Origin of the sequence: Lelliottia sp. AC1, from assembly GCF_023278595.1 — a bacterium.
GTDB lineage: Bacteria > Pseudomonadota > Gammaproteobacteria > Enterobacterales > Enterobacteriaceae > Enterobacter > Enterobacter nimipressuralis.
Genome location: NZ_CP025699.1, coordinates 2,483,863 through 2,504,792, shown reverse-complemented (window position 1 = coordinate 2,504,792; position 20,930 = coordinate 2,483,863). Strand labels below are relative to the sequence as shown.

Sequence of the window (20,930 nt, the reverse complement as noted above, 5' to 3'; positions counted from 1 at the left end):
CATTTTTTCTTAACCCCGTGCAACAAGAACCAGCGCCAGTACGATAAAAATCAGCGCGATAATGCGTTTAATGTCAATTTTCCGATGTGGCGTGCCCAGCAGACCAAAGTGGTCAATGATCAGGCTTTTAGATACCTGTCCTGCCAGAATACCTATCATCGTCATAGCGATACCGATTGCCGGGGTAGCGATGGTCAGAATAATGACGTAAACAGGGCCGAGCACCCCGCCCAGTAGGTTCCAGGAGGGTTGCGCGAAAAAGGATGGGCTATTGCGTGGACTGAAAAACAGCATCAGCAAAAATGTCAGGGCCGCACCCACGCCGAATACGCTGAATGTCGCCCATAAATCGCCGACTTCTCCTCCCAGCGGCCCCAGCAGACCAGCCTCTACGGACAGTCCCATTCCGCCCGCGATAACAATTAAAATCAGTACCAGTTGCATAGCAAACTCTCTACGGTTGTCTAAGCGCAGAAGATTACACCTGGCCTGAGATGTGAAAAATGCCATAATTCAGGAAACACCTTTGCAGGATTTGCATCAATGCATGGCGCAGGCAATATCAGTATCCGTTCTCTTTCAATCTTTATAGACGTGTATGAAACGCAGAATTTTTCCGTGGTCGCGCGCCGCGAAGGAATATCGGCTTCGCAGGTTTCACGCGTTATCCATCATCTTGAAGACGCGCTCGGTCAGCAGCTTTTTTATCGCAACACACGCGCGGTTATCCCGACTGAAAGTGGGCACCTTTTTATCCGGCACGCACGCGCCATGGCCGGTAATCTTGAGGATGCGCGTCGTGAACTGGATGAACGTGCGCTGGAGCCTTCAGGTTTAATTCGTATGAATGCCCCAATATTTTTCGGACAGCGACATGTGGCCCCTGGACTACCGGGTCTGACGGCGCGTTACCCCCGTCTGACCATTGAGCTGACGCTGACCGATGATTACATCGATCCACACAGGGATGCCGCTGACGTCATTTTCCGGATTGGCGTTCTGGCTGACTCCTCCTTTCATGCGCGCATTTTCGGGCAGCAGTTTTATCACCTGGCCGCGTCGCCTGCGTATCTGGATAAATACGGTATGCCTGAATGCCCCGAGGATCTCGGACGCCACAAATGCCTTGTCTACAGTGGATCTTCCGGTCCAAACCGCTGGCTGGTTCGCAAGCCAGGTGAGGAGTGGGTGCACTATCCCGTGTCGCCACTGATGTCATCCAATAACGCAGAGACTTTGCTTATTGCGGCTCTGGGCGGGATGGGTATTGTGCTTTTTCCGGACTGGCTGATTGCTGAAAGACTGAAAAGCGGTGAGCTGATCGCGCTACTGACCGATATGGATACCTCTATTAAAACGGAGCCACAGAACATTGCGGCTATTTACCCCCACACCCGCCATCCGCCGCTGAACGTCAGGGCGGTGATCGATTACTATCTTGAGGTGTTTGGTTCACCGCTTTACTGGCAGTCTGAGGGGTAAGTTCAGGCTGGCAATGGAGTACATCCGGCGTCAGTTTTTTCCAGCTTAGAAAGTGAATCGCGGACCTTGAACAGAATCTTGCGGTTGTTGATTACGGTGGCAGTGCAGAGGGTTACGCAGCGCCTCAACTGGCAATCTGTGAGAGTGTCCATTACTATCCAAAATCTATGGATGTGAACATTTTCGGCTTTATGCCAGCACTACTGCCTGTAGCACTGTCCCCCGGCGCAAGCTTCACTCTCGTTATGAACAGTGCTCTGGCTGGTGGTCACAAAGGCCTAATCAGAACGCTCGCCGGAACAGCGTTGGGCATATACACCCATGCGGTTTTAATAGGGCTGGGTGTGACTGCTGTGCTCATCTCGTCCCCGGCAGCGTTTGCAGTGCTCAAAGTTGCCGGAACGGCCTATCTGCTCTGGTTAGGCGCGATGCTTATCCGCAGTGGGATAACGGTCACTACAGACGGGTTTAGGGATTCAAAGCATGTGGTGACGTTAAAAGAGGCGTGGCTTGCGAATGTTTTGAACCCAAAAGCCATCCTTTTCTATGTGACGGTCGTTTCACAGTTCGCCGGGATAAAGGGAGGGGTTAGCAATTACCTGACGCTGGCATCAGTGCATGTCGTGGTGATGAGCGTTTGGCTTTTCTCTGTCAGTCAGACACTGATATTTTCAGTTAAAAAAACGAACCCGTTAATGCTCAAAAAATACGTCAACATTGCTGGCGGGATGTTGCTCATTGCTTTTTCGCTTCATAGCCTGATAAAGGGATAATGCCCACATTTGGCAAAGCGTTGCCGTTATGATTCAGGCCGTCAGCTACGGATGACGAGTGGTTATTGTATAAGTGGGGAGAGATTTACTCCCCACGCTTTATTGACGATGCTACACAATTTCCATTTTAGTTTGTTCTGCGCGGCCTGGTGAACCACAGCCAAATCCCGATACTTCCCAGGCTGAATATGGAAATGCTATAGAGCGCAGTAATGGCACCCACATTATGCGCGATGACACTGGTTATTCCGGTTGAAACAGTAGCGACCAAAACCTGCGCCCGCCATGTCATTGCGCTGGCTTTTGCAACCTGTGTATCTGCGAAGTTTTTAAGTACACCGAAGGTCCCTAAAGCAAACACAATATTAGAGGCCATGTGTGCAATGAAAATTATCACAAGTCCAGCAAAAGGGAATCCGGCGGTTAAAGGCAACAAGAAATAGCTTCCGATGTAGCCGCTCAGGCACAGCAGCAACAGCCCGTTTTTAGTGGAATAGTGCTGCAATTTGCTGGCGTCAAGAATAAGCGGGCCACAAAGTTGTCCGAGGCTTCGCGCAAAAATCAGCGGTAGTGCCAGCCCGGCTGAATCTTGAGGACTAATTTCCTGTGCCAGGGCAGGTAATAGTGCCATTGCCGGAGAACCCAAAGCCGCAAGCGCAGGTAAAAGCATAACGCTCCGTTTTTGCAGAGGAGATAAACATCGCCAGAGTAGCTTTTGGGTGACAGGTGGGGTGTTTTCAGATTGCATCGTGATCGCCTGAAAAACAGAGGCAGATACAAGAAGCAAAGTTATAGAAGCGACAAAGCTCAGAGCATCGATGGCAAGGAGATCTGTTAGAGAAACCCGGTCGAACAGTAAAACGCCTAATCCGGTACCTAATAAAACCTGTGAAGCAAAAAGTAGGGTTTCCATTGCGGTTGCTGCAGGTAATTCTTCATGATGCAACCCGCGTTTGAACAGCAAAGTCAGAGCAGGATAACTCATGCCAGTGAATAGCGCTTCCCAACACTGGACCGCAAGTAAAGCCGGAATATTGTGGTAGAGCAAACCATATAAGGGAAAAACAAGTCCCAGTAGACCGAGTATCTCTGTAAAAATCAGGATTCGGAGGGGGGAAACTGTGTTACACAGCGCCTCTCCCCAGAGACTCCCTATAAAACCAGGCAGCATAGAGAGCATATAAACCAGGGTCAGAGTCGCAGCAGAAGCGTGCCAGTGTAAAAGTTGACCGAAAACGATTACCTGCGTAAGACCATTGCCCAGCGATGACAAGATATAAGCAAAACCAAGGAAGCGCAGCCAACCATGGCTACGCAATGCGCGGATAAGCGCAAGCAGCAAAGTATTCATGCAGAGAGATTCTCATCTTTAATAACATACGCCCACACAACCAACAGGCCATGCGGAAAGTAAAAACTGTTAAAAGACAGAATCCTTACATCGGAGAAATACCCTCATAGAAGCAGATTCAGCACTGTATCACAGAAAAAGTAGACAGCAAGCTGGAAGCCGAAACGTCCGCTCCCTCATATATTCCCATACCGATTTTGAAGTGCTACGCATCTTTATCCGCAACGGTTATCAGGCGGGCGGTGAGACGTAACGCTTTATTGTTCCGGACGGGTAAATTAAACGGTAACGGATGATCTCAACGGGCTATTAGCGCAACGATCGCGGCAAGCGCTGGAAGCGCCTGCACATAAAGTATCTTCCGACTGGCGGTTACCGCTCCAAAAATACCTGCAACTAGTATGCAGATCAGAAAGAAGAATATCACCGAAACACCGCGTTCGCCGAGCCATAGCCCCCAAAGCAATCCCGCCGCCAGGAAGCCGTTGTACAGCCCCTGATTCGCGGCGAGAACGCGGGTTTCGCGCGCAAAATCGGCGCTCAAATTAAAAGCTTTCTGGCCGGTTTTGGTGTTCCACAAAAACATTTCGAGCACCAGAATATAGAGATGGATAACGGCAACGACAGCGACAAGAAGAGTAGCAAACACGGGCGGCCTTACAGGGTGAGGGCAGGTGAAAGGGAGTATAGATAATTCCAGCGGGTGCGGCAGGCTGATTCGCCACCAGGATGAAAATTCGTTATCATCCGCTCCCACTCTTTATCCGTGCAGCCTGATGTCTACGATTATCGATACCTTTATTGCCCCGCCGTGTCTCGACGAGATTGAAATTCTCTATCAGGATGCACATCTGGTGCTGATCAACAAACCGGCGGGGCTGTTGAGCCTTTCGGGGAAAAATCCTCAGAATCTCGACTCGGTGCATTATCGACTGGTGAAGATTTTCCCTGGCTGCACCCTCGTGCACCGCCTGGATTTCGGCACGTCCGGGCTGATGGTGGTGGCCCGCAATAGGGCTATCAATGCGGCGCTGTGCCAGCAGTTTAGCGAGCGTCGCGTGTCCAAGATTTACACTGCGCTGCTGTGTGGGCATCTGGACGATAACGAGGGGGTGATAGATGCAGCGATTGCCAAAGATCCGGCGCTGTTCCCGCTGATGTCGATTTGCGCTATCACGGGCAAGCCCGCGCGCTCTCGCTATCGGGTGATTGAACGTATTTATCAGGAAAGGGAAGGGGCGTTACTGCCGTTGACGCGGGTCGAGCTGACTCCGGAAACCGGGCGCACCCATCAGCTGCGTATTCACTGCCAGCAGCTGGGGCACCCAATTTTAGGCTGCGATCTGTATGGTGGGCTCACGCTGCCAGGTACCGGGCGCACGCCGCGTCTGATGCTGCACGCCAGCGAGCTGCACTTTGTGCATCCCGTGAGCGATGAGTGCATCACGGCGCGTAATGCCAGCCCGTTCTGACCGTAAACGTCATTACCACATCAAATCATCAGGCACTTTGAAATCGGCGTATGGATCGTCCTCGTCCTGCTCTTCCTGACTCAGGGCGCTGTTCAGTACGATACTGTCTGCATCACGCTGGGCGATTTTATCCGCGACGCTTGCCGGAATAATCGCGTACTGACTTTCACTTGCCCCATCCACCACCAGGCGGGCGATGGCGAGACGGCCACTAATCAGCTGCGTCTGCGTCGTTTTATCGACAACGATCTTTTTGATGAGGTTGTTATCGGTGAAGTTGAAATCGATGTTCCCGCGTGACACCACGATGCGGTTCATCTCAATCAGCTGTTTCACCTGCGCTTTAAACTCTTTTGCCAGCGTCGCCTGTTTTTGCTGTTCACTCAGCTGCTTATCACGTTCGAGCTGGGCTTTTTTGTTCTCTTCCACTGCTTCACGCGCCTCGCGAGCCTGTACGCGGGATTTCTTCGCCGTTCTCTGCACTTTGGCCATTTTTTTGCTGGTGACCAGGCCTGCTTTGAGCATCTGCTCTTGTAAGGTAAGTTTTGTCATCTTCGTATCTGAACCTGTTGGAAATTTGCCGGGATTATACCTGTAATTTTATACAAATAAAAAATCCACGCCGGAGCGTGGATTTGATAAGGGTTGTTGTTGCTGATATCTCGTCAGCCAACAAGTTTCATTTAGACGTTAAACAAGAAGTTCATCACATCGCCATCTTTGACGATGTAATCCTTTCCTTCTGCACGCATCTTGCCGGCTTCTTTCGCGCCTTGTTCACCTTTGTAGGTGATGAAGTCTTCAAACGCGATGGTCTGTGCGCGGATAAAGCCTTTTTCGAAGTCGGTGTGGATTTTACCGGCCGCCTGCGGAGCAGTGGCACCGACAGGGATGGTCCAGGCGCGTACTTCTTTCACGCCAGCGGTGAAGTAGGTTTGCAGGTTCAGCAGCTCATAGCCCGCGCGGATAACGCGGTTCAGGCCTGGCTCTTCCAGACCCAGCTCAGCCATAAACTCTTCGCGGTCGGCATCGTCCAGCTCAGCGATGTCAGACTCAACGGCAGCACATACAGCAACGACGACAGAGCCTTCGCCAGCGGCAATTTCACGCACTTTGTCGAGGTACGGGTTATTCTCAAAACCGTCTTCGTTGACGTTCGCGATGTACATGGTTGGCTTCAGGGTCAGGAAGCTCAGGTATTTGATTGCCGCTTTATCTTCTTCAGTCAGATCCAGCGCGCGCAGCATTCCCGCATTTTCCAGCTGCGGCAGACATTTTTCCAGAGCTGCCAGTTCGGCTTTCGCGTCTTTATCGCCGCCTTTGGCTCGCTTCTGCACGCGATGGATTGCGCGTTCGCAGGTGTCCAGATCGGACAGGGCAAGCTCAGTGTTGATAACGTCAATATCGTCAGCCGGATCGACTTTGTTATTCACGTGGATGATGTTGTCGTTTTCAAAACAACGCACCACGTGGCCGATGGCTTCGGTTTCACGGATGTTAGTCAGGAACTGGTTACCCAGGCCTTCGCCCTTGGAGGCGCCTTTTACCAGGCCCGCGATGTCGACGAATTCCATGGTGGTTGGCAGAATACGCTGGGGTTTAACGATTTCAGCGAGCTGATCCAGACGTGGGTCAGGCATCGGCACGACGCCGGTGTTCGGCTCAATCGTACAGAACGGGAAGTTTGCTGCTTCGATACCCGCTTTGGTGAGCGCGTTAAAAAGGGTGGATTTGCCCACGTTTGGCAGACCAACGATACCGCATTTAAATCCCATCTTTAAATCACCTTAATGTCTTGATATTCAACCCGTTAGCATAAACCGATTGAAGAAAAGTAAATAACTTTGCCTATTATACACGTAACCGCCGTCACGCGCGGTAAAAATGGCGTCTCGCGCGGACTACTGCGCTTTAAAGGCGTGTAAACGATTTGTCGCTTTGGTCAAACCTTCTTTGAGCCACACCTCGGTACAGCGCGCCGCTTCGTCTACGGCATCGTCGATAAGCTTCTGCTCGGAAGCGGGTGGTTTACCCAGCACAAAACCAACAACTTTGTTTTTATCGCCCGGATGGCCGATTCCCACGCGTAAACGATGAAAGTTCGGGTTATTGCCGAGTTTGCTGATGATGTCTTTCAGGCCATTGTGACCGCCGTGACCGCCGCCGAGTTTGAATTTAGCGACACCGGGCGGTAAATCCAGCTCATCGTGGGCGACCAGAATTTCATCCGGATTGATGCGATAAAACGTCGCCATCGCCGCCACGGCTTTACCGCTCAGGTTCATGAATGTGGTCGGAACAAGCAGACGCACATCGGCACCCGCGAGGTTGATACGCGAGGTATAGCCATAAAATTTCGGCTCTTCACGCAGGGGGGCACGTAACCGTTCGGCCAGCAGATCGACATACCAGGCTCCGGCGTTATGGCGGGTGGCCGCATACTCTGCGCCTGGGTTGGCAAGGCCGACAATCAGTTTAATCGTCACGTTTCAATTCCTAAAGGTTCCAGATTTGCCGCGTAGTTTACTGTCTGGCGCGCCGCTTGACAAAATTCTGCGGCAGGAAGAGGGGAAATTTGAATAATGACGGGTTTGAATCATTAGAATTTCAAGCTGTTCAGGCGCTTATTTGTAAACTTTTGTCTCGGGCGTGCTCATTATTGTGATCATTCACGCAACTCATAAAAGACCCGTTGTCTATACTTTACACACAAGGATTAGGGACATTTCCCTGCAACCCAAAGTTCCGGAGGTGACATATGAAACGCAGAAACGCTTCACGACTCGGTAACGTGCTTATGGGGTTGGGCCTGTTCGTGATGGTAGCAGGTGTGGGTTATTCTATTTTAAACCAGTTGCCGCAACTTGACCTCCCACAATACTTCGCGCACGGCGCGGTGCTGAGCATCTTTTTAGGTGCGGTTTTGTGGCTGGCAGGGGCCCGCGTGAGTGGCCATGAGCAGGTCAGCGACCGATACTGGTGGGTACGTCATTACGACAAACGCTGCCGCCGGGACCAGCATAAACCTAGTTAGTACACCTGCCGGGTAACCGCAGCGCTAACCAGCCTGCAGAAGATGAATACAAAAACGGCTCCTGATGGAGCCGTTTTTATGCTTAGAGATCCGCTAATGCCGCTTCGCGATTCGGGTAGAACGCCAGGCGCCCCGGAATCGGCTGTACGCCCGCGCGCGCCATGGTGCGCAGGGGCTGGAACTCAAGATTACTCACCCGCAGCTCGCAGCCTTCCGGCAGACGCTTCACAAAGCGCTGGAAAGCATCCAGACCGCCTGCGTCGAGCACCGGGACTGCATCCCATTTCAGCACCACAATCCGCTTCCCGGAAATACGCGATTCCAGATCGCTGAACAAACCTTCCGCCGCCGCAAAGAACAGTGGGCCGATAACGCGCAGCACAAGCACATCCTCCTGCACCTCGACATTCACCGGTGACAGGCGCGTCATCTGCGCAATGCGGCGCATAAACAGCAGCGAGGCCAGCACAATCCCGACGCTGATGGCGATCACCATGTCAAACAGCACCGTCAGAGACATACAGATCAGCATTACGATGATGTCGTCTTTCGGCGCGCGGCGCAGGAGATGCACCACTTTGTGCGCCTCAGACATGTTCCACGCTACCATCAGCAGCAGGGCGGCCATCGCGGAAAGCGGGAGCCACGACAACAGCGGAGCGAGCGCCAGCAAGGCGAGGATCACCAGCAGAGAGTGGATAACCGCAGACACTGGCGAGGTGGCCCCGGCGCGCACGTTGGCCGCAGAACGGGCAATCGCTGCCGTGGCGGTAATGCCACCAAAGAACGGCGCGATAAGGTTACCCAATCCCTGGCCGACCAGCTCACTGTTGGCTTTGTGCTTGGTGCCGGTCATACCGTCGAGCACCACCGCGCAGAGCAGCGATTCAATTGCGCCGAGCATCGCCATGGAGAACGCCGCCGGGAGCAGGGCGCGCAGGGAATTCCAGCTGAGGGTGAAGTCCGAGCCAGGTAAATTCCATGGCAGCACCAGCTGAGGCAGTAGCTGAGGAATGCCGTTGCCCTGGGAGCCATCCGCCAGAATGTAGTGGAACTGCGAGCCGATAGTGGCGACGTGTCCGCCGAGGAGGTTCACCACGCCCATCACTGCGCAGCCCAGCAGCAGCGCGGGAAGATGCCCCGGCAGGCGAATGCCCAGCCGTGGCCAGAGAATTAACGTGCCGAGCGTAACGATACCGATAGCCGCATCGCCCAGATTCGCTGTCGGCAGGGCCATAAGCAGGGCACCGACCTTTTGCAGATAGTGTTCAGGCACCTGTGCGAGCTGCAAACCGAGAAAATCTTTGATTTGCATGGTCCCGATGGTGATGCCGATCCCGGAGGTAAAACCAAGCGTCACGGAGAGCGGGATGTACTCGATCAACCGGCCAAAACGGGCCAGACCGAACAGAATCAAAAATACGCCGGACATCAGAGTAGCAACCAACAAACCGGCCAGACCAAACTGCTGGGAGACCGGGTAGAGGATCACTACAAAGGCCGCTGTCGGACCGGAGACGCTAAAGCGCGACCCGCCCGTCAGGGCGATGACAATCCCGGCAACTGCCGACGTGTACAGCCCGTACTGCGGGGCGACGCCGCTGCCAATCGCCAGCGCCATCGCCAGTGGAATGGCAATAATCCCGACGGTGATCCCGGCGATGACATCACGCAGAAAACGCGATGAGGTGTATTTTTCTTTCCAGCAGGCGTCGATGAGGGCGCGAAAGGGCAGAACATGTGAGGACGCTACGTTTTTCACAATTCTCTTTTTCCGTGAGCACATCATCTGTCATGTGAATGGCAGGTGAAGGAGGTATTAATCATACAAATAGGTAATCAAGACAAAAAAACCCGCCGCAGCGGGTTTTTGGGCCGTGTTCGATTAGTGTTCGAACATCGCAGAGATGGATTCTTCGTTGCTGATACGACGAATCGCTTCGGCCAGCATGCCTGACAGGGTCAGGGTACGTACGTTTGGCAGCGCCTTGATCTCATCACTTAATGGAATGGTGTCGCACACCACCACTTCGTCGATGACGGAGTTGCGGAGATTGTTGACAGCATTGCCGGAGAAGATCGGGTGGGTTGCGTAAGCAAACACACGCTTAGCACCACGTTCTTTCAGCGCTTCAGCGGCTTTGCACAGCGTGCCGCCGGTGTCGATCATGTCATCAACCAGTACACAGTCACGGCCAGCGACGTCACCGATGATGTGCATCACCTGAGAGACGTTAGCGCGCGGACGGCGTTTGTCGATGATCGCCATGTCGGTATCGTTCAGCAGTTTGGCAATCGCACGAGCACGAACCACGCCGCCGATGTCCGGAGAAACCACAATTGGGTTATCCAGGTTCAGCTGCAGCATGTCTTCGAGCAGGATTGGGCTGCCGAATACGTTATCAACCGGAACGTCGAAGAAGCCCTGGATCTGCTCTGCGTGCAGGTCAACGGTCAGAACGCGGTCAACACCGACGCTCGACAGGAAGTCAGCAACCACTTTAGCGGTAATCGGTACACGCGCGGAACGGACACGACGGTCCTGGCGGGCATAGCCGAAGTAAGGAATAACAGCCGTGATACGGCCTGCGGAAGCACGGCGAAGGGCATCGACCATAACAACCAATTCCATCAGGTTGTCGTTAGTTGGAGCACAGGTGGACTGGATGATGAAAATATCACCACCGCGTACATTTTCGTTAATTTGTACGCTGACTTCGCCGTCGCTAAAGCGACCTACAGCGGCGTCGCCGAGGGAAGTGTACAGGCGGTTGGCAATACGTTGTGCTAGTTCCGGGGTGGCGTTACCAGCAAAAAGCTTCATATCAGGCACGAGAAGAACCTCAGGCATGCGTCCAATGGTGGATAACATTCGCCACTAACTGTGCGGGCCAGGCGAACGCTATCCAGGCGGTGTATTAAAGAGCGCGATGCAACGTCTGGAACAGGGTGACGTTGTCACCGAAACTCAGTCTGCGCCAGAATGGCCTGCTGTAGCGGGGAAGTGTTCATCCCACGCGCCACAAAACCATGCAGCCATTCCGGGGCTTGCTCTAGCACCTGACGAGCGGCGAATTCGGTGTCAAATTCAGCAAAAACACAGGATCCTGTGCCAGTCAGGCGCGACGGGGCGTATTCTAACAGCCAGGAAAGCACCGCATCAACCTCGCGAAAACGTTTTCTTGCGATAACCTCGCAATCGTTGCTGAATTCACATTTTAGTAACGTTTCTATTGACCGGACGGGAGTGTTCCGTGGCAACGCCGGATCCTTAAAAATAACTGGGGTCGGAATACTCACACCAGGATGGGCGATCAGATACCATTTCTCCGGTGGATCGACCGGCGTGAGGATCTCGCCAACCCCTTCGGCAAACGCGGCGTGACCGCGAACGAACACCGGCACATCGGCGCCGAGCGAAAGCCCCAGCGCGGCCAGTTCATCAGGCGTTAATCCGCAGCCCCAGAGATGGTTCAATGCAACCAGTATCGTCGCGGCATTGGAAGAGCCGCCTCCCAGACCGCCGCCCATCGGCAGGTGTTTCTCAATATGGATATCGGCACCGCTCCCCGCCGGAAACCTTCCCGAGCCGGCCGCCGCGTTCATCAGCAGCCGCGCGGCACGCACGATCAGATTATCTTCATGAGCAACACCTTCAACGGGCGTCAGCAGGTGAATCTGGCCGTCGTCGCGCAGTTCGATGGAGATCGTGTCGCCATAATCGACAAACTGAAACAGCGTCTGCAGCATGTGGTAGCCGTCAGCGCGTTGCCCGGTGATGTACAAAAACAGGTTCAGCTTCGCCGGAGAGGGCCATTGGCTCATCATTTAACGATCCAGTTATCCATTTTGAGCTTGATACGCTGGCTGCCTTCCGTCAGTTCCATATTGGATGGCAATGCCGGTTTACTCGCGCTGTCATACCCGCCGTACACCACTTTCCAGGTTTTCCCGTTCTGGGTGTAGTTGAGTTCGCTCAGGCGATACTGGTCGTCGAGTTTGTAATCGGTGGCGTCGCCCGGCAGACCGAGGATCCACTGGCGCAGGCTATTAAGCGGAATCGGCATACCGGTCAGTTTGCCGATCATCTCTTCGGCATCTGTCGCGGTGTAGTGCTGGCCTTTGTTATCGGTGATCTGTGCGGTGCCTGGCTGGGCATTCAGCTCCAGTTCAGTGCTGCCGAGCGGGTTCAGCAGCAGCAGGCGATAGCGATCCTGCCCGGTTTGTTGCCAGAAGAAGCGGGCGTACACTTTTTGCTGATCGGAGAGATAAGCGAACGCGCCGCGCGTCTGATACTGGCTTAAATTGCGCACCTCTTGCTGGTGCTGACGCCACTGCGGTGAGTCAGGACTTTTGCCGGGGCCCTTGGGCGGAGTAATCGAGCAGGCGGTAAGAACCAGCGCCGCCAGCGGTAACAAGCGAATGAATCGGGCCATAGTCGTGACAAATCCTTGAGATGCGTTGCAGTTATAACCCTTAATGCTAGCGCCGGGCGGTGGCAGCGTCTACGTTCATATTGTCTTAAATCATGAAATTAGCCGGAAACGGCTATTACTCCGAAAGGGGGCACTCTCTTTTATTGATCTCGCGCATCCTGTATGATGCGACCTGCTAACCTTATTAACGCTGGTACTACTCCCGCTCACATGACCCTTTTAGCACTCGGTATCAACCACAAAACAGCCCCGGTTTCGCTGCGAGAACGCGTTACGTTTTCGCCGGATACGCTCGACCAGGCGCTGGATAGCCTGCTTGCCCAGCCGATGGTGCAGGGTGGTGTGGTGCTCTCTACGTGCAACCGTACTGAGCTATATCTGAGCGTGGAAGAACAAGACAACCTCCACGAAGCGCTTATCCGCTGGTTATGCGACTACCACAATCTGAACGAAGAAGAGCTGCGCAACAGCCTGTACTGGCATCATGATAATGATGCGGTCAGCCATCTGATGCGCGTCGCCAGCGGTCTCGATTCGTTGGTGCTTGGCGAGCCGCAAATACTCGGGCAGGTCAAAAAAGCCTTTGCCGATTCCCAGAAAGGCCATCTCAAAGCCAGCGAGCTGGAACGCATGTTCCAGAAATCCTTCTCCGTGGCGAAGCGTGTGCGAACCGAAACCGACATTGGTGCCAGTGCGGTTTCTGTTGCCTTCGCCGCCTGTACGCTGGCGCGTCAAATCTTTGAATCGCTCTCAACGGTTACCGTGCTGCTCGTCGGCGCCGGGGAGACCATTGAGCTGGTGGCGCGTCATCTGCGCGAACACAAGGTCAAGCAGATGATCATCGCCAACCGGACCCGCGAACGCGCGCAGGTACTGGCAGATGAAGTGGGCGCAGAGGTGATTGCCCTCAGCGACATCGATGAACGCCTGAAAGACGCGGACATCATTATCAGTTCAACCGCCAGCCCGCTGCCTATTATCGGTAAAGGGATGGTGGAGCGTGCGCTGAAATCGCGCCGCAATCAGCCAATGCTGCTGGTGGATATCGCCGTCCCGCGTGACGTCGAGCCGGAAGTCGGCAAGCTGGCAAACGCCTATCTCTACAGCGTTGACGATCTGCAAAGTATCATTTCCCACAACCTCGCCCAGCGTAAAGCGGCGGCGGTGCAGGCAGAGACGATTGTCGAGCAGGAATCGAGCGAATTTATGGCCTGGCTGCGCGCGCAAAGCGCCAGCGAGACGATTCGCGAATACCGTGGTCAGGCGGAACAGGTACGTGACGATCTGACGGCCAAAGCGATGGCGGCCCTCGAGCAGGGCGGCGATCCGCAGGTCATTATGCAGGACCTGGCGTGGAAGCTAACCAACCGGTTGATCCATGCTCCAACCAAATCACTTCAACAGGCAGCCCGTGACGGGGATGATGAACGCCTGACTATTCTGCGCAACAGCCTCGGGCTGGAATAGCGCCACACACCCATTTTCTATTACAAGGTGCATTTTACGCCTATGAAGCCCTCTATCGTCGCCAAACTGGAAGCTTTGCACGAGCGCCATGAAGAAGTTCAGGCCCTGCTCGGTGATGCCGCGACTATTGCTGACCAGGATCGTTTTCGCGCCCTGTCGCGCGAATATGCGCAGCTCAGTGATGTTGCGCGCTGCTTTACTGAATGGCAGCAGGTTCAGGAAGATATTGAAACCGCGCAGATGATGCTCGACGACCCTGAAATGCGCGAAATGGCGCAGGAAGAGTTGCAGGACGCCAAAGCGCGCGCCGAAGAGATGGAGCAGCAGCTCCAGGTTCTTCTGCTGCCAAAAGATCCGGACGATGAGCGCAACGCGTTTGTCGAAGTTCGCGCCGGAACGGGTGGCGACGAAGCCGCGCTGTTTGCTGGCGATCTGTTCCGCATGTACAGCCGCTACGCGGAATCCCGCCGCTGGCGCGTAGAAATCATGAGCGCCAACGAAGGCGAGCATGGTGGCTATAAAGAAGTGATCGCCAAGATCAGCGGCGACGGCGTGTATGGCCGTCTGAAGTTTGAGTCCGGCGGGCACCGCGTGCAGCGCGTCCCGGCGACGGAATCTCAGGGGCGAATTCACACCTCTGCCTGTACCGTTGCGGTGATGCCGGAGCTGCCAGAAGCTGAACTGCCGGATATCAATCCAGCCGATCTGCGTATTGATACCTTCCGCTCGTCAGGCGCGGGTGGTCAGCACGTTAACACCACTGATTCCGCGATCCGTATTACCCACTTGCCGACCGGCATCGTGGTGGAGTGTCAGGACGAACGTTCCCAGCACAAAAACAAAGCTAAAGCCCTGGCGGTGCTCGGCTCACGTATTCGCGCCGCCGAAATGGCGAAACGCCAGCAGGCCGAAGCGTCTACGCGCCGTAACCTGCTGGGCAGCGGCGATCGCAGCGATCGTAACCGCACCTATAACTTCCCGCAGGGCCGCGTGACCGACCACCGCATCAACCTGACGATTTACCGTCTGGATGAGACGATGGAAGGCAAACTCGACTCCCTGATCGAGCCGATCGTGCAGGAATACCAGGCCGATCAGCTGGCCGCGCTGGCCGAGCAGGACTAATGGATTTTCAGGCCTGGTTACGTGCCGCCGTGGGCGAGCTTTCCAGCAGTGAAAGCCCGCGTCGCGACGCCGAAATCTTGCTGGAACATGTCACCGGAAAAGCGCGTACTTATCTCCTGGCATTCGGTGAGACGCTGCTGACGCCTGAACAGGAAGCGCAGCTCGCGGCGCTGCTCGCCCGGCGTAAAACCGGTGAGCCGGTGGCGCACCTGACCGGTGAACGGGAGTTCTGGTCGCTGCCGCTGTATGTTTCAGCCGCCACGCTGATCCCGCGCCCGGACACTGAGTGTCTGGTCGAACAGGCGCTGGCTCGTCTGCCTGACGGCCCGTGTCGCATACTGGATTTAGGCACGGGCACCGGCGCGATTGCGCTGGCGCTGGCGAGCGAGCGCCCCGATTGTCAGGTTACCGCGGTCGACGTAATGCCTGACGCGGTAGCCCTGGCGCAGCGCAATCTTGCGCGTCTGGGTTTCAGTAACGTTCAGATCAATCAAAGCAGCTGGTTTTCCGCCCTGGCGCAGCACACCTTTGAGATGATCGTCAGCAATCCGCCTTACATCGATGAGCACGACCCGCATTTGTCGCAGGGGGATGTGCGCTTTGAGCCGCTCACGGCGCTGGTTGCAGCGAACGACGGGCTGGCCGATATCGAACATATCATCACGACCGCCCGCGAGCACCTCGTGCCCGGCGGCTGGCTGCTGCTTGAACACGGCTGGACGCAGGGGGCAGCGGTCCGTGCGCTGTTTAGTGCGGCGGGATACGCGAGCGTCGAAACCTGTCGTGACTACGGCGGCAATGAACGCCTGACGCTGGGGAAAAAGCCATGAGCGCCTTCAGCGTGTTGATCGCTGTGCATATTGCCGCCGTGGTGCTGACCATCAGCTTTTTCGTGGTGCGCTACTGGTGGCGTTACAGCAACCATCCGCTCATCGACGCCCGCTGGGTGCGCGTTGCGCCGCACTGCATCGACACGGTTTTGCTGCTTTCCGGCGCCGGTCTGATGTGGCTAACGGGCTATCTGCCATTTACTGATAAAGGCGCATGGCTGACTGAAAAGCTGTTTGGCGTTATCATCTACATCGTTTTGGGTTTTATCGCGCTTGGACGTCGTCGTCCGCGCAGCCAGCAGGCCGGTTTTATCGCCTTCCTGCTGGGGCTGGTGGTGCTGTACATCATCATTAAACTCGCCACCACAAGAATACCGTTACTGGGGTAAGTATGAGGTCCTTAGCCGATTTCGAATTTAATAAAGTACCGCTTTGCGATGGAATGGTCCTGATCTCTGAGATGATCCGTGACGATTTCACCTCGCAGTGGGTCTACGATGAGCTGGAAAATCTGGCAAGCCTGGCGCGTGAAGAGATCAGCGAAGCGCGTCCTCAGGACTGGCAGCTGGAAAAACTGATCGAGCTGTTTTACGGCGAATGGGGCTTTTGCGACACGCGCGGCGTGTATCGCCTCTCCGACGCGCTGTGGCTGGATCAGGTATTGAAGAACCGTCAGGGCAGCGCCGTTGCTCTGGGGGCTGTTTTGCTGTGGGTCGCTAACCGGCTGGATATTCCGCTGGTGCCGGTCATTTTCCCGACGCAGATGATTTTGCGCGCGGAGTGGCTGGATGGCGAAATGTGGCTGATCAATCCGTTCAATGGCGACACGCTGGACGAGCACACGCTGGATGTCTGGCTGAAGGGCAATATTAGCCCGGTGGCAGAGCTGTTTAACGAAGATCTCGATGAGGCGGATAACGCCGAAGTGGTACGTAAACTGCTGGATACGCTGAAAGCCGCGCTGATGGAAGAGCGGCAGATGGAGCTGGCCCTGCGCGCGAGCGAAGTGCTGCTGCAGTTCAATCCGGAAGACCCGTACGAGATCCGCGACCGTGGCCTTATCTACGCGCAGCTGGAATGTGAGCACGTTGCCCTCAACGATTTGAATTACTTCGTTGAGCAGTGCCCGGAAGATCCGATAAGCGAAATGATTCGCGCGCAGATCAACTCGATCGCGCATAAACAAATTACACTGCATTAATCTTAATTCCGATTCACACCTGAATAAGGCGATCCTATGAAACAAAAAGTGGTTAGCATTGGTGATATCAACGTGGCAAACGACCTGCCGTTCGTGCTGTTTGGTGGCATGAACGTTCTGGAATCCCGCGATCTTGCCATGCGTATCTGCGAGCACTACGTGACTGTGACCCAGAAACTGGGCATTCCGTATGTGTTTAAGGCCTCTTTTGACAAAGCCAACCGCTCCTCTATCAACTCTTACCGTGGCCCGGGCCTGGAAGAGGGGATGAAGATTTTCCAGGAGCTGAAACAGACGTTTGGCGTGAAAGTGATCACCGACGTGCACGAAGCGTCTCAGGCGCAGCCTGTTGCTGACGTGGTGGATGTGATTCAGCTTCCGGCGTTCCTCGCGCGTCAGACCGATCTGGTTGAAGCGATGGCGAAAACCGGCGCAGTCATCAACGTGAAAAAACCCCAGTTCGTCAGCCCTGGCCAGATGGGTAACATCGTCGATAAATTCATCGAAGGCGGCAACGATCAGGTCATCCTGTGTGACCGTGGCGCAAACTTCGGTTACGACAACCTGGTGGTCGACATGCTGGGCTTCAGCGTGATGAAGAAAGTCTCTAACAACTCCCCGGTGATTTTCGACGTGACTCACGCGCTGCAGTGCCGCGACCCGTTTGGTGCAGCCTCCAGCGGCCGTCGTGGTCAGGTCACCGAGCTGGCGCGTGCCGGTATGGCGACCGGTCTGGCCGGTCTGTTTATCGAAGCGCACCCGGATCCAGCCAACGCGAAATGCGACGGCCCATCCGCGCTGCCGCTGGATAAACTGGAGCCGTTCCTGAAACAGATCAAAGCGATTGACGATCTGGTGAAGAGCTTCGATGAGCTGGATACCAGCAACTAATCTCTGAGCAAATAAAAAACCCGCCGCGGCGGGTTTTTTTGTGTCTGGCGGCGCGGCAATGGCGCAGAACGTCAGGCAAATATCGTCATCAGATAGGCGATAAACAGCGCCAGATGCGCAGCGCCATTCAGTACGTTAGTGCGTCCGGTTGAGAACGAGATCTGGCACAGCAGCAGCGACGCTACCATGACAATCATCTCTGGCGCCCCCAGCGCAAAATGCAGGTCATTGCCGGTCATAAAGGCAATCAACGTCACCACCGGTACGGTAAGTGAAATCGTCGCCAGCACCGAGCCGAAGAACAGATTCATGGCGCGCTGGACCTGGTTATTCAGCACCGCTTTCAGGGCACCTAAACCTTCCGGCGAGAGAATCAGCAGCGCTACCAGGAAGCCGGTAAAGGCCACAGGCGCGTTCAGCTCTGTCAGCAGGGTTTCCAGCGGGTTCGCGTTCATCTTGGTGACGGCGATAACCGCAATCAGATGTACGATCAGCCAAACCGTGTGCCACAGGCTGCTGTGCGCTGACGGCTTACCGTGATGCGGGTCATCGTCGTCGCCGTCGTCTTCGTGCTCATACACGAACAGGCTCTGGTGCGTTTTGGTCTGAATCAGCAGGAACACGCCGTACATCGCGGCGGAAATCAGGGCAACCAGCAGCGCCTGACCGGTGGTGAAATTCGCACCCGGCAGCGCCATCGGGAAGACAAGCACAATAACCGCCAGCGGGAAGAGGGCGATCAAATACTGTTTAATGCCAAACAGATTCATATATTGGGTGGCAAATTTCCCCCCGCCCAATAACAGCGAGAAGCCCACCAGGCCGCCGGTAACAATCATAATGATCGAATAGAGCGTATCGCGCATCAGCGTCGGTGCGGCGTCGCCCGTCGCCATCAGTGCGGAAATCAGGCTGACTTCGAGAATAACGACGGAAAGACTTAAAATCAGAGAGCCATAGGGTTCACCCAGGCGGTGAGCCAGAACATCGGCGTGGCGTACGACGCTAAATGCGCTGGATAAAATACCAATAAGAGCAAGAATGTTAATTCCAACGACCACTGGCAGTGACTGACTACTTCCCCAGAAGAGCAGCACAGCCAGTGCCACAAGCGGGAAAATAAGCGACGTCTCCTTGTGGCGGGTCTTAACCGCCTCATGCGTTGTTGTCATGTGATACTCCGTCAATGCAGGTGTTTGTAATTATAGAATGAAATTGCAGGCCATTAAACTAACAGAAAACCGTTAATTACCAGTGATGTTTTACTTAATTTTACGTCACAGTAGCGATTTTTCTCAAACTGCCCGTAAAAACGTTTTTAATCTAAATACAGTCTAAATAACAGTGTATTAAGTTAATTAATTTCACACAATTGTCATTTTGACTGGCAGGGAAAACAGCCATCGACCACACTTATCTTTTTGACCAAAAAGAGGTGAATCATGCCCTACAAATCGAAAAGCGACCTGCCCGACAGCGTTCAGCATGTCCTGCCTGCCCATGCACAGGATATTTATAAAGAGGCGTTTAACAGCGCCTGGGATCAATATAAGGATAAAGAGGACCGTCGCGACGATGCGAGCCGCGAAGAGACTGCCCATCGTGTCGCGTGGGCGGCGGTAAAACATGATTATGAAAAAGGAGAAGATGATAAATGGCATAAAAAGAAATAGTCGCCTTATGATTAGCCGCCTCTGTTTTGACTTTTCCGGCTGTTGAACTTTCGTTGTATTGCAACTGGCCTGTGAATTGCTTATCGTTTATTGACTGCTGTCAAAATGAGCAGAAAACGAAATGCCGGGAAGGCGCAACAAGATGTCGCAAGGAAGCATGCAGTGGCGGAGGTGGAAAGTGTTAACGCGTGATTTCTTAATGAAGGCAGATTGTAAGACGGCATTTGGTGCTATTGAGGAATCGCTTCTCTGGTCGGCTGAACAACGTGCAGCGTCGCTCGCGGCGACGATTGCCTGTCGTCCGGATGAAGGCCCGGTATGGATATTTGGTTATGGTTCGCTGATGTGGAATCCTGCGCTGGAGTATGTGGAATCCGCAACGGGCACGCTCCCAGGATGGCACCGCGCATTTTGTCTGCGCCTGACTGCCGGACGTGGCAGCGCCTGTCAGCCTGGCCGAATGCTTGCACTAAAAGAGGGCGGGCGCACCACCGGTGTGGCCTATCGTCTGCCAGACGACACCCTCGAAGAGGAGCTGGCGCTGCTGTGGAAGCGCGAAATGATCACCGGCTGCTACATGCCGAGCTGGTGCAAGCTTGAACTCGACGACGGTCGCACCGTCAACGCGCTGGTGTTTATCATGGACCCGCGTCATCCTTTGTACGAATCCGACACCCGAACGCAGGTGATCGCGCCACTTATCGCCGCTGCCAGTGGTCCGCTGGGTACCAACGCCCAGTACCTGTTCTCCCTCGATCAGGAATTGACGCGTTTAGGGATGCAGGATGACTGCCTGAATGAGCTGGTCGCTAAAGTGAAAGCATTAATTGAGGGGGATCCCCGCGAAGCGTCATTGCGTCCGGGTTTTGCCTGAAAAGAGACGCCCGGCTCGCCGGGCGTAAAGGTTATGCAGCGACGTAGCTGACGGAGTGCTCCAGCGACTGACTGTGGCTGTCGATCAGTACATCCCAGGTGCCGGTATAGGGCACCGTTAACCACGCATTGTCTTTATTCTGCACGCTTAAAATATCCGCCTGCGACGACTTCTGCGCTTTAGCGCTCATCAAATGAATATGACAGCGCTCTGAGCAGCGCACCACCACCGTATCCCCGCCAAACAGCTTCAAACTTGTTTTTACCAGTGCCATCTCTTTACCCCATAGTCCGGAAACAACGCTCTCCCTGCGGTTAATCC

The 20,930-nt window shown here is 54.6% G+C and carries 24 protein-coding genes; 12 read left to right on the top strand and 12 right to left on the bottom strand.

The annotated features are described in order from the left end of the window. Positions 1 to 9: 9 nt before the first annotated feature. Complete coding sequence (locus C0560_RS11920) at positions 10 to 444, bottom strand: DMT family transporter (protein WP_248858597.1); 435 nt, start codon at positions 442 to 444, stop codon at positions 10 to 12. A 99-nt stretch (positions 445 to 543) separates the two neighbouring features. Between C0560_RS11920 and C0560_RS11915 the strand changes: the two genes are divergently transcribed. Next, positions 544 to 1,482 (top strand): LysR family transcriptional regulator, encoded by a 939-nt coding sequence (locus tag C0560_RS11915; RefSeq protein ID WP_248858596.1) that lies wholly within the window; start codon positions 544 to 546, stop codon positions 1,480 to 1,482. A gap of 167 nt (positions 1,483 to 1,649) precedes the next feature. Beyond that, positions 1,650 to 2,255: a LysE family translocator gene (locus C0560_RS11910; RefSeq protein WP_102103910.1), complete on the top strand. Its 606-nt coding sequence runs from the start codon at positions 1,650 to 1,652 to the stop codon at positions 2,253 to 2,255. A 127-nt stretch (positions 2,256 to 2,382) separates the two neighbouring features. Here C0560_RS11910 and C0560_RS11905 read toward each other — a convergent pair whose 3' ends face one another. Beyond that, positions 2,383 to 3,606, bottom strand: a complete 1,224-nt coding sequence (locus C0560_RS11905) for an MFS transporter (protein ID WP_100779901.1) — start codon at positions 3,604 to 3,606, stop codon at positions 2,383 to 2,385. Between the two features lie 298 nt (positions 3,607 to 3,904). Beyond that, a complete protein-coding gene (locus C0560_RS11900) occupies positions 3,905 to 4,255 on the bottom strand; it encodes a DUF1304 domain-containing protein (RefSeq protein ID WP_123427687.1) in 351 nt (116 codons plus the stop codon). Positions 4,256 to 4,382: 127 nt separating this feature from the next. Here C0560_RS11900 and C0560_RS11895 point away from each other — a divergent pair, with 127 nt between their 5' ends. Further along, positions 4,383 to 5,078 carry an RluA family pseudouridine synthase gene (locus C0560_RS11895; protein WP_248858594.1) on the top strand — a complete coding sequence of 232 codons (696 nt, stop codon included), beginning with the start codon at positions 4,383 to 4,385 and terminating at the stop codon, positions 5,076 to 5,078. 12 nt (positions 5,079 to 5,090) lie between these two features. Here C0560_RS11895 and C0560_RS11890 read toward each other — a convergent pair whose 3' ends face one another. The 3 genes from C0560_RS11890 to pth form a co-directional block, all read right to left on the bottom strand. Further along, positions 5,091 to 5,630, bottom strand: a complete 540-nt coding sequence (locus C0560_RS11890; RefSeq protein WP_100779903.1) for a DUF2058 domain-containing protein — start codon at positions 5,628 to 5,630, stop codon at positions 5,091 to 5,093. A gap of 131 nt (positions 5,631 to 5,761) precedes the next feature. Then, a complete protein-coding gene (gene ychF / locus C0560_RS11885; RefSeq protein WP_100779904.1) occupies positions 5,762 to 6,853 on the bottom strand; it encodes a redox-regulated ATPase YchF in 1,092 nt (363 codons plus the stop codon). Between the two features lie 126 nt (positions 6,854 to 6,979). After that, positions 6,980 to 7,564, bottom strand: a complete 585-nt coding sequence (gene pth / locus C0560_RS11880; RefSeq protein ID WP_100779905.1) for an aminoacyl-tRNA hydrolase — start codon at positions 7,562 to 7,564, stop codon at positions 6,980 to 6,982. Between the two features lie 272 nt (positions 7,565 to 7,836). On the opposite strand from pth, the gene ychH reads away from it, so the two are divergent. Beyond that, positions 7,837 to 8,112, top strand: coding sequence for a stress-induced protein YchH (gene ychH / locus C0560_RS11875; protein WP_100779906.1), 276 nt, complete (start codon positions 7,837 to 7,839; stop codon positions 8,110 to 8,112). An 82-nt stretch (positions 8,113 to 8,194) separates the two neighbouring features. Here ychH and dauA read toward each other — a convergent pair whose 3' ends face one another. The 4 genes from dauA to lolB form a co-directional block, all read right to left on the bottom strand. Beyond that, complete coding sequence (gene dauA / locus C0560_RS11870) at positions 8,195 to 9,874, bottom strand: C4-dicarboxylic acid transporter DauA (RefSeq protein WP_248858593.1); 1,680 nt, start codon at positions 9,872 to 9,874, stop codon at positions 8,195 to 8,197. Between the two features lie 123 nt (positions 9,875 to 9,997). Beyond that, positions 9,998 to 10,945, bottom strand: coding sequence for a ribose-phosphate diphosphokinase (gene prs / locus C0560_RS11865; protein ID WP_003856663.1), 948 nt, complete (start codon positions 10,943 to 10,945; stop codon positions 9,998 to 10,000). A 125-nt stretch (positions 10,946 to 11,070) separates the two neighbouring features. Then, complete coding sequence (ispE, locus tag C0560_RS11860; protein WP_248858592.1) at positions 11,071 to 11,940, bottom strand: 4-(cytidine 5'-diphospho)-2-C-methyl-D-erythritol kinase; 870 nt, start codon at positions 11,938 to 11,940, stop codon at positions 11,071 to 11,073. Continuing rightward, positions 11,937 to 12,548, bottom strand: coding sequence for a lipoprotein insertase outer membrane protein LolB (lolB, locus tag C0560_RS11855; RefSeq protein ID WP_102103900.1), 612 nt, complete (start codon positions 12,546 to 12,548; stop codon positions 11,937 to 11,939). The genes ispE and lolB overlap by 4 nt, the downstream gene beginning before the upstream one ends. Before the next feature lie 210 nt (positions 12,549 to 12,758). On the opposite strand from lolB, the gene hemA reads away from it, so the two are divergent. Genes hemA through kdsA form a run of 6 tightly spaced genes read left to right on the top strand, consistent with a single transcriptional unit; the run spans position 12,759 to position 18,062 of the window. After that, the gene (gene hemA / locus C0560_RS11850; protein WP_107703423.1) at positions 12,759 to 14,015 is read left to right on the top strand and encodes a glutamyl-tRNA reductase; all 1,257 of its coding nucleotides are present in this window, start codon (positions 12,759 to 12,761) and stop codon (positions 14,013 to 14,015) included. A 42-nt stretch (positions 14,016 to 14,057) separates the two neighbouring features. Then, positions 14,058 to 15,140 carry a peptide chain release factor 1 gene (gene prfA / locus C0560_RS11845; protein WP_100779911.1) on the top strand — a complete coding sequence of 361 codons (1,083 nt, stop codon included), beginning with the start codon at positions 14,058 to 14,060 and terminating at the stop codon, positions 15,138 to 15,140. After that, a complete protein-coding gene (gene prmC, locus C0560_RS11840) occupies positions 15,140 to 15,970 on the top strand; it encodes a peptide chain release factor N(5)-glutamine methyltransferase (protein ID WP_248858591.1) in 831 nt (276 codons plus the stop codon). Before prfA ends, prmC begins: the two co-directional genes overlap by 1 nt. Beyond that, positions 15,967 to 16,359, top strand: a complete 393-nt coding sequence (gene sirB2 / locus C0560_RS11835) for an invasion regulator SirB2 (protein ID WP_100779913.1) — start codon at positions 15,967 to 15,969, stop codon at positions 16,357 to 16,359. The genes prmC and sirB2 overlap by 4 nt, the downstream gene beginning before the upstream one ends. Positions 16,360 to 16,361: 2 nt before the next feature. After that, positions 16,362 to 17,171, top strand: a complete 810-nt coding sequence (gene sirB1, locus C0560_RS11830) for an invasion regulator SirB1 (RefSeq protein WP_100779914.1) — start codon at positions 16,362 to 16,364, stop codon at positions 17,169 to 17,171. Positions 17,172 to 17,207: 36 nt separating this feature from the next. Then, positions 17,208 to 18,062: a 3-deoxy-8-phosphooctulonate synthase gene (kdsA, locus tag C0560_RS11825; RefSeq protein ID WP_100779915.1), complete on the top strand. Its 855-nt coding sequence runs from the start codon at positions 17,208 to 17,210 to the stop codon at positions 18,060 to 18,062. A gap of 71 nt (positions 18,063 to 18,133) precedes the next feature. On the opposite strand, the gene chaA is transcribed toward kdsA, so the two are convergent. After that, a complete protein-coding gene (chaA, locus tag C0560_RS11820) occupies positions 18,134 to 19,234 on the bottom strand; it encodes a sodium-potassium/proton antiporter ChaA (RefSeq protein WP_100779916.1) in 1,101 nt (366 codons plus the stop codon). A gap of 270 nt (positions 19,235 to 19,504) precedes the next feature. Here chaA and chaB point away from each other — a divergent pair, with 270 nt between their 5' ends. Together chaB and C0560_RS11810 are read left to right on the top strand one after the other, a co-directional pair. Further along, on the top strand, positions 19,505 to 19,735 hold the full coding sequence (gene chaB, locus C0560_RS11815; RefSeq protein ID WP_100779917.1) for a putative cation transport regulator ChaB: 231 nt from the start codon (positions 19,505 to 19,507) through the stop codon (positions 19,733 to 19,735). Between the two features lie 178 nt (positions 19,736 to 19,913). Continuing rightward, a complete protein-coding gene (locus C0560_RS11810) occupies positions 19,914 to 20,609 on the top strand; it encodes a gamma-glutamylcyclotransferase (protein ID WP_100779918.1) in 696 nt (231 codons plus the stop codon). A 31-nt stretch (positions 20,610 to 20,640) separates the two neighbouring features. Here C0560_RS11810 and C0560_RS11805 read toward each other — a convergent pair whose 3' ends face one another. Next, the gene (locus tag C0560_RS11805) at positions 20,641 to 20,883 is read right to left on the bottom strand and encodes a DUF1883 domain-containing protein (RefSeq protein WP_100779919.1); all 243 of its coding nucleotides are present in this window, start codon (positions 20,881 to 20,883) and stop codon (positions 20,641 to 20,643) included. Positions 20,884 to 20,930 lie beyond the last annotated feature (47 nt).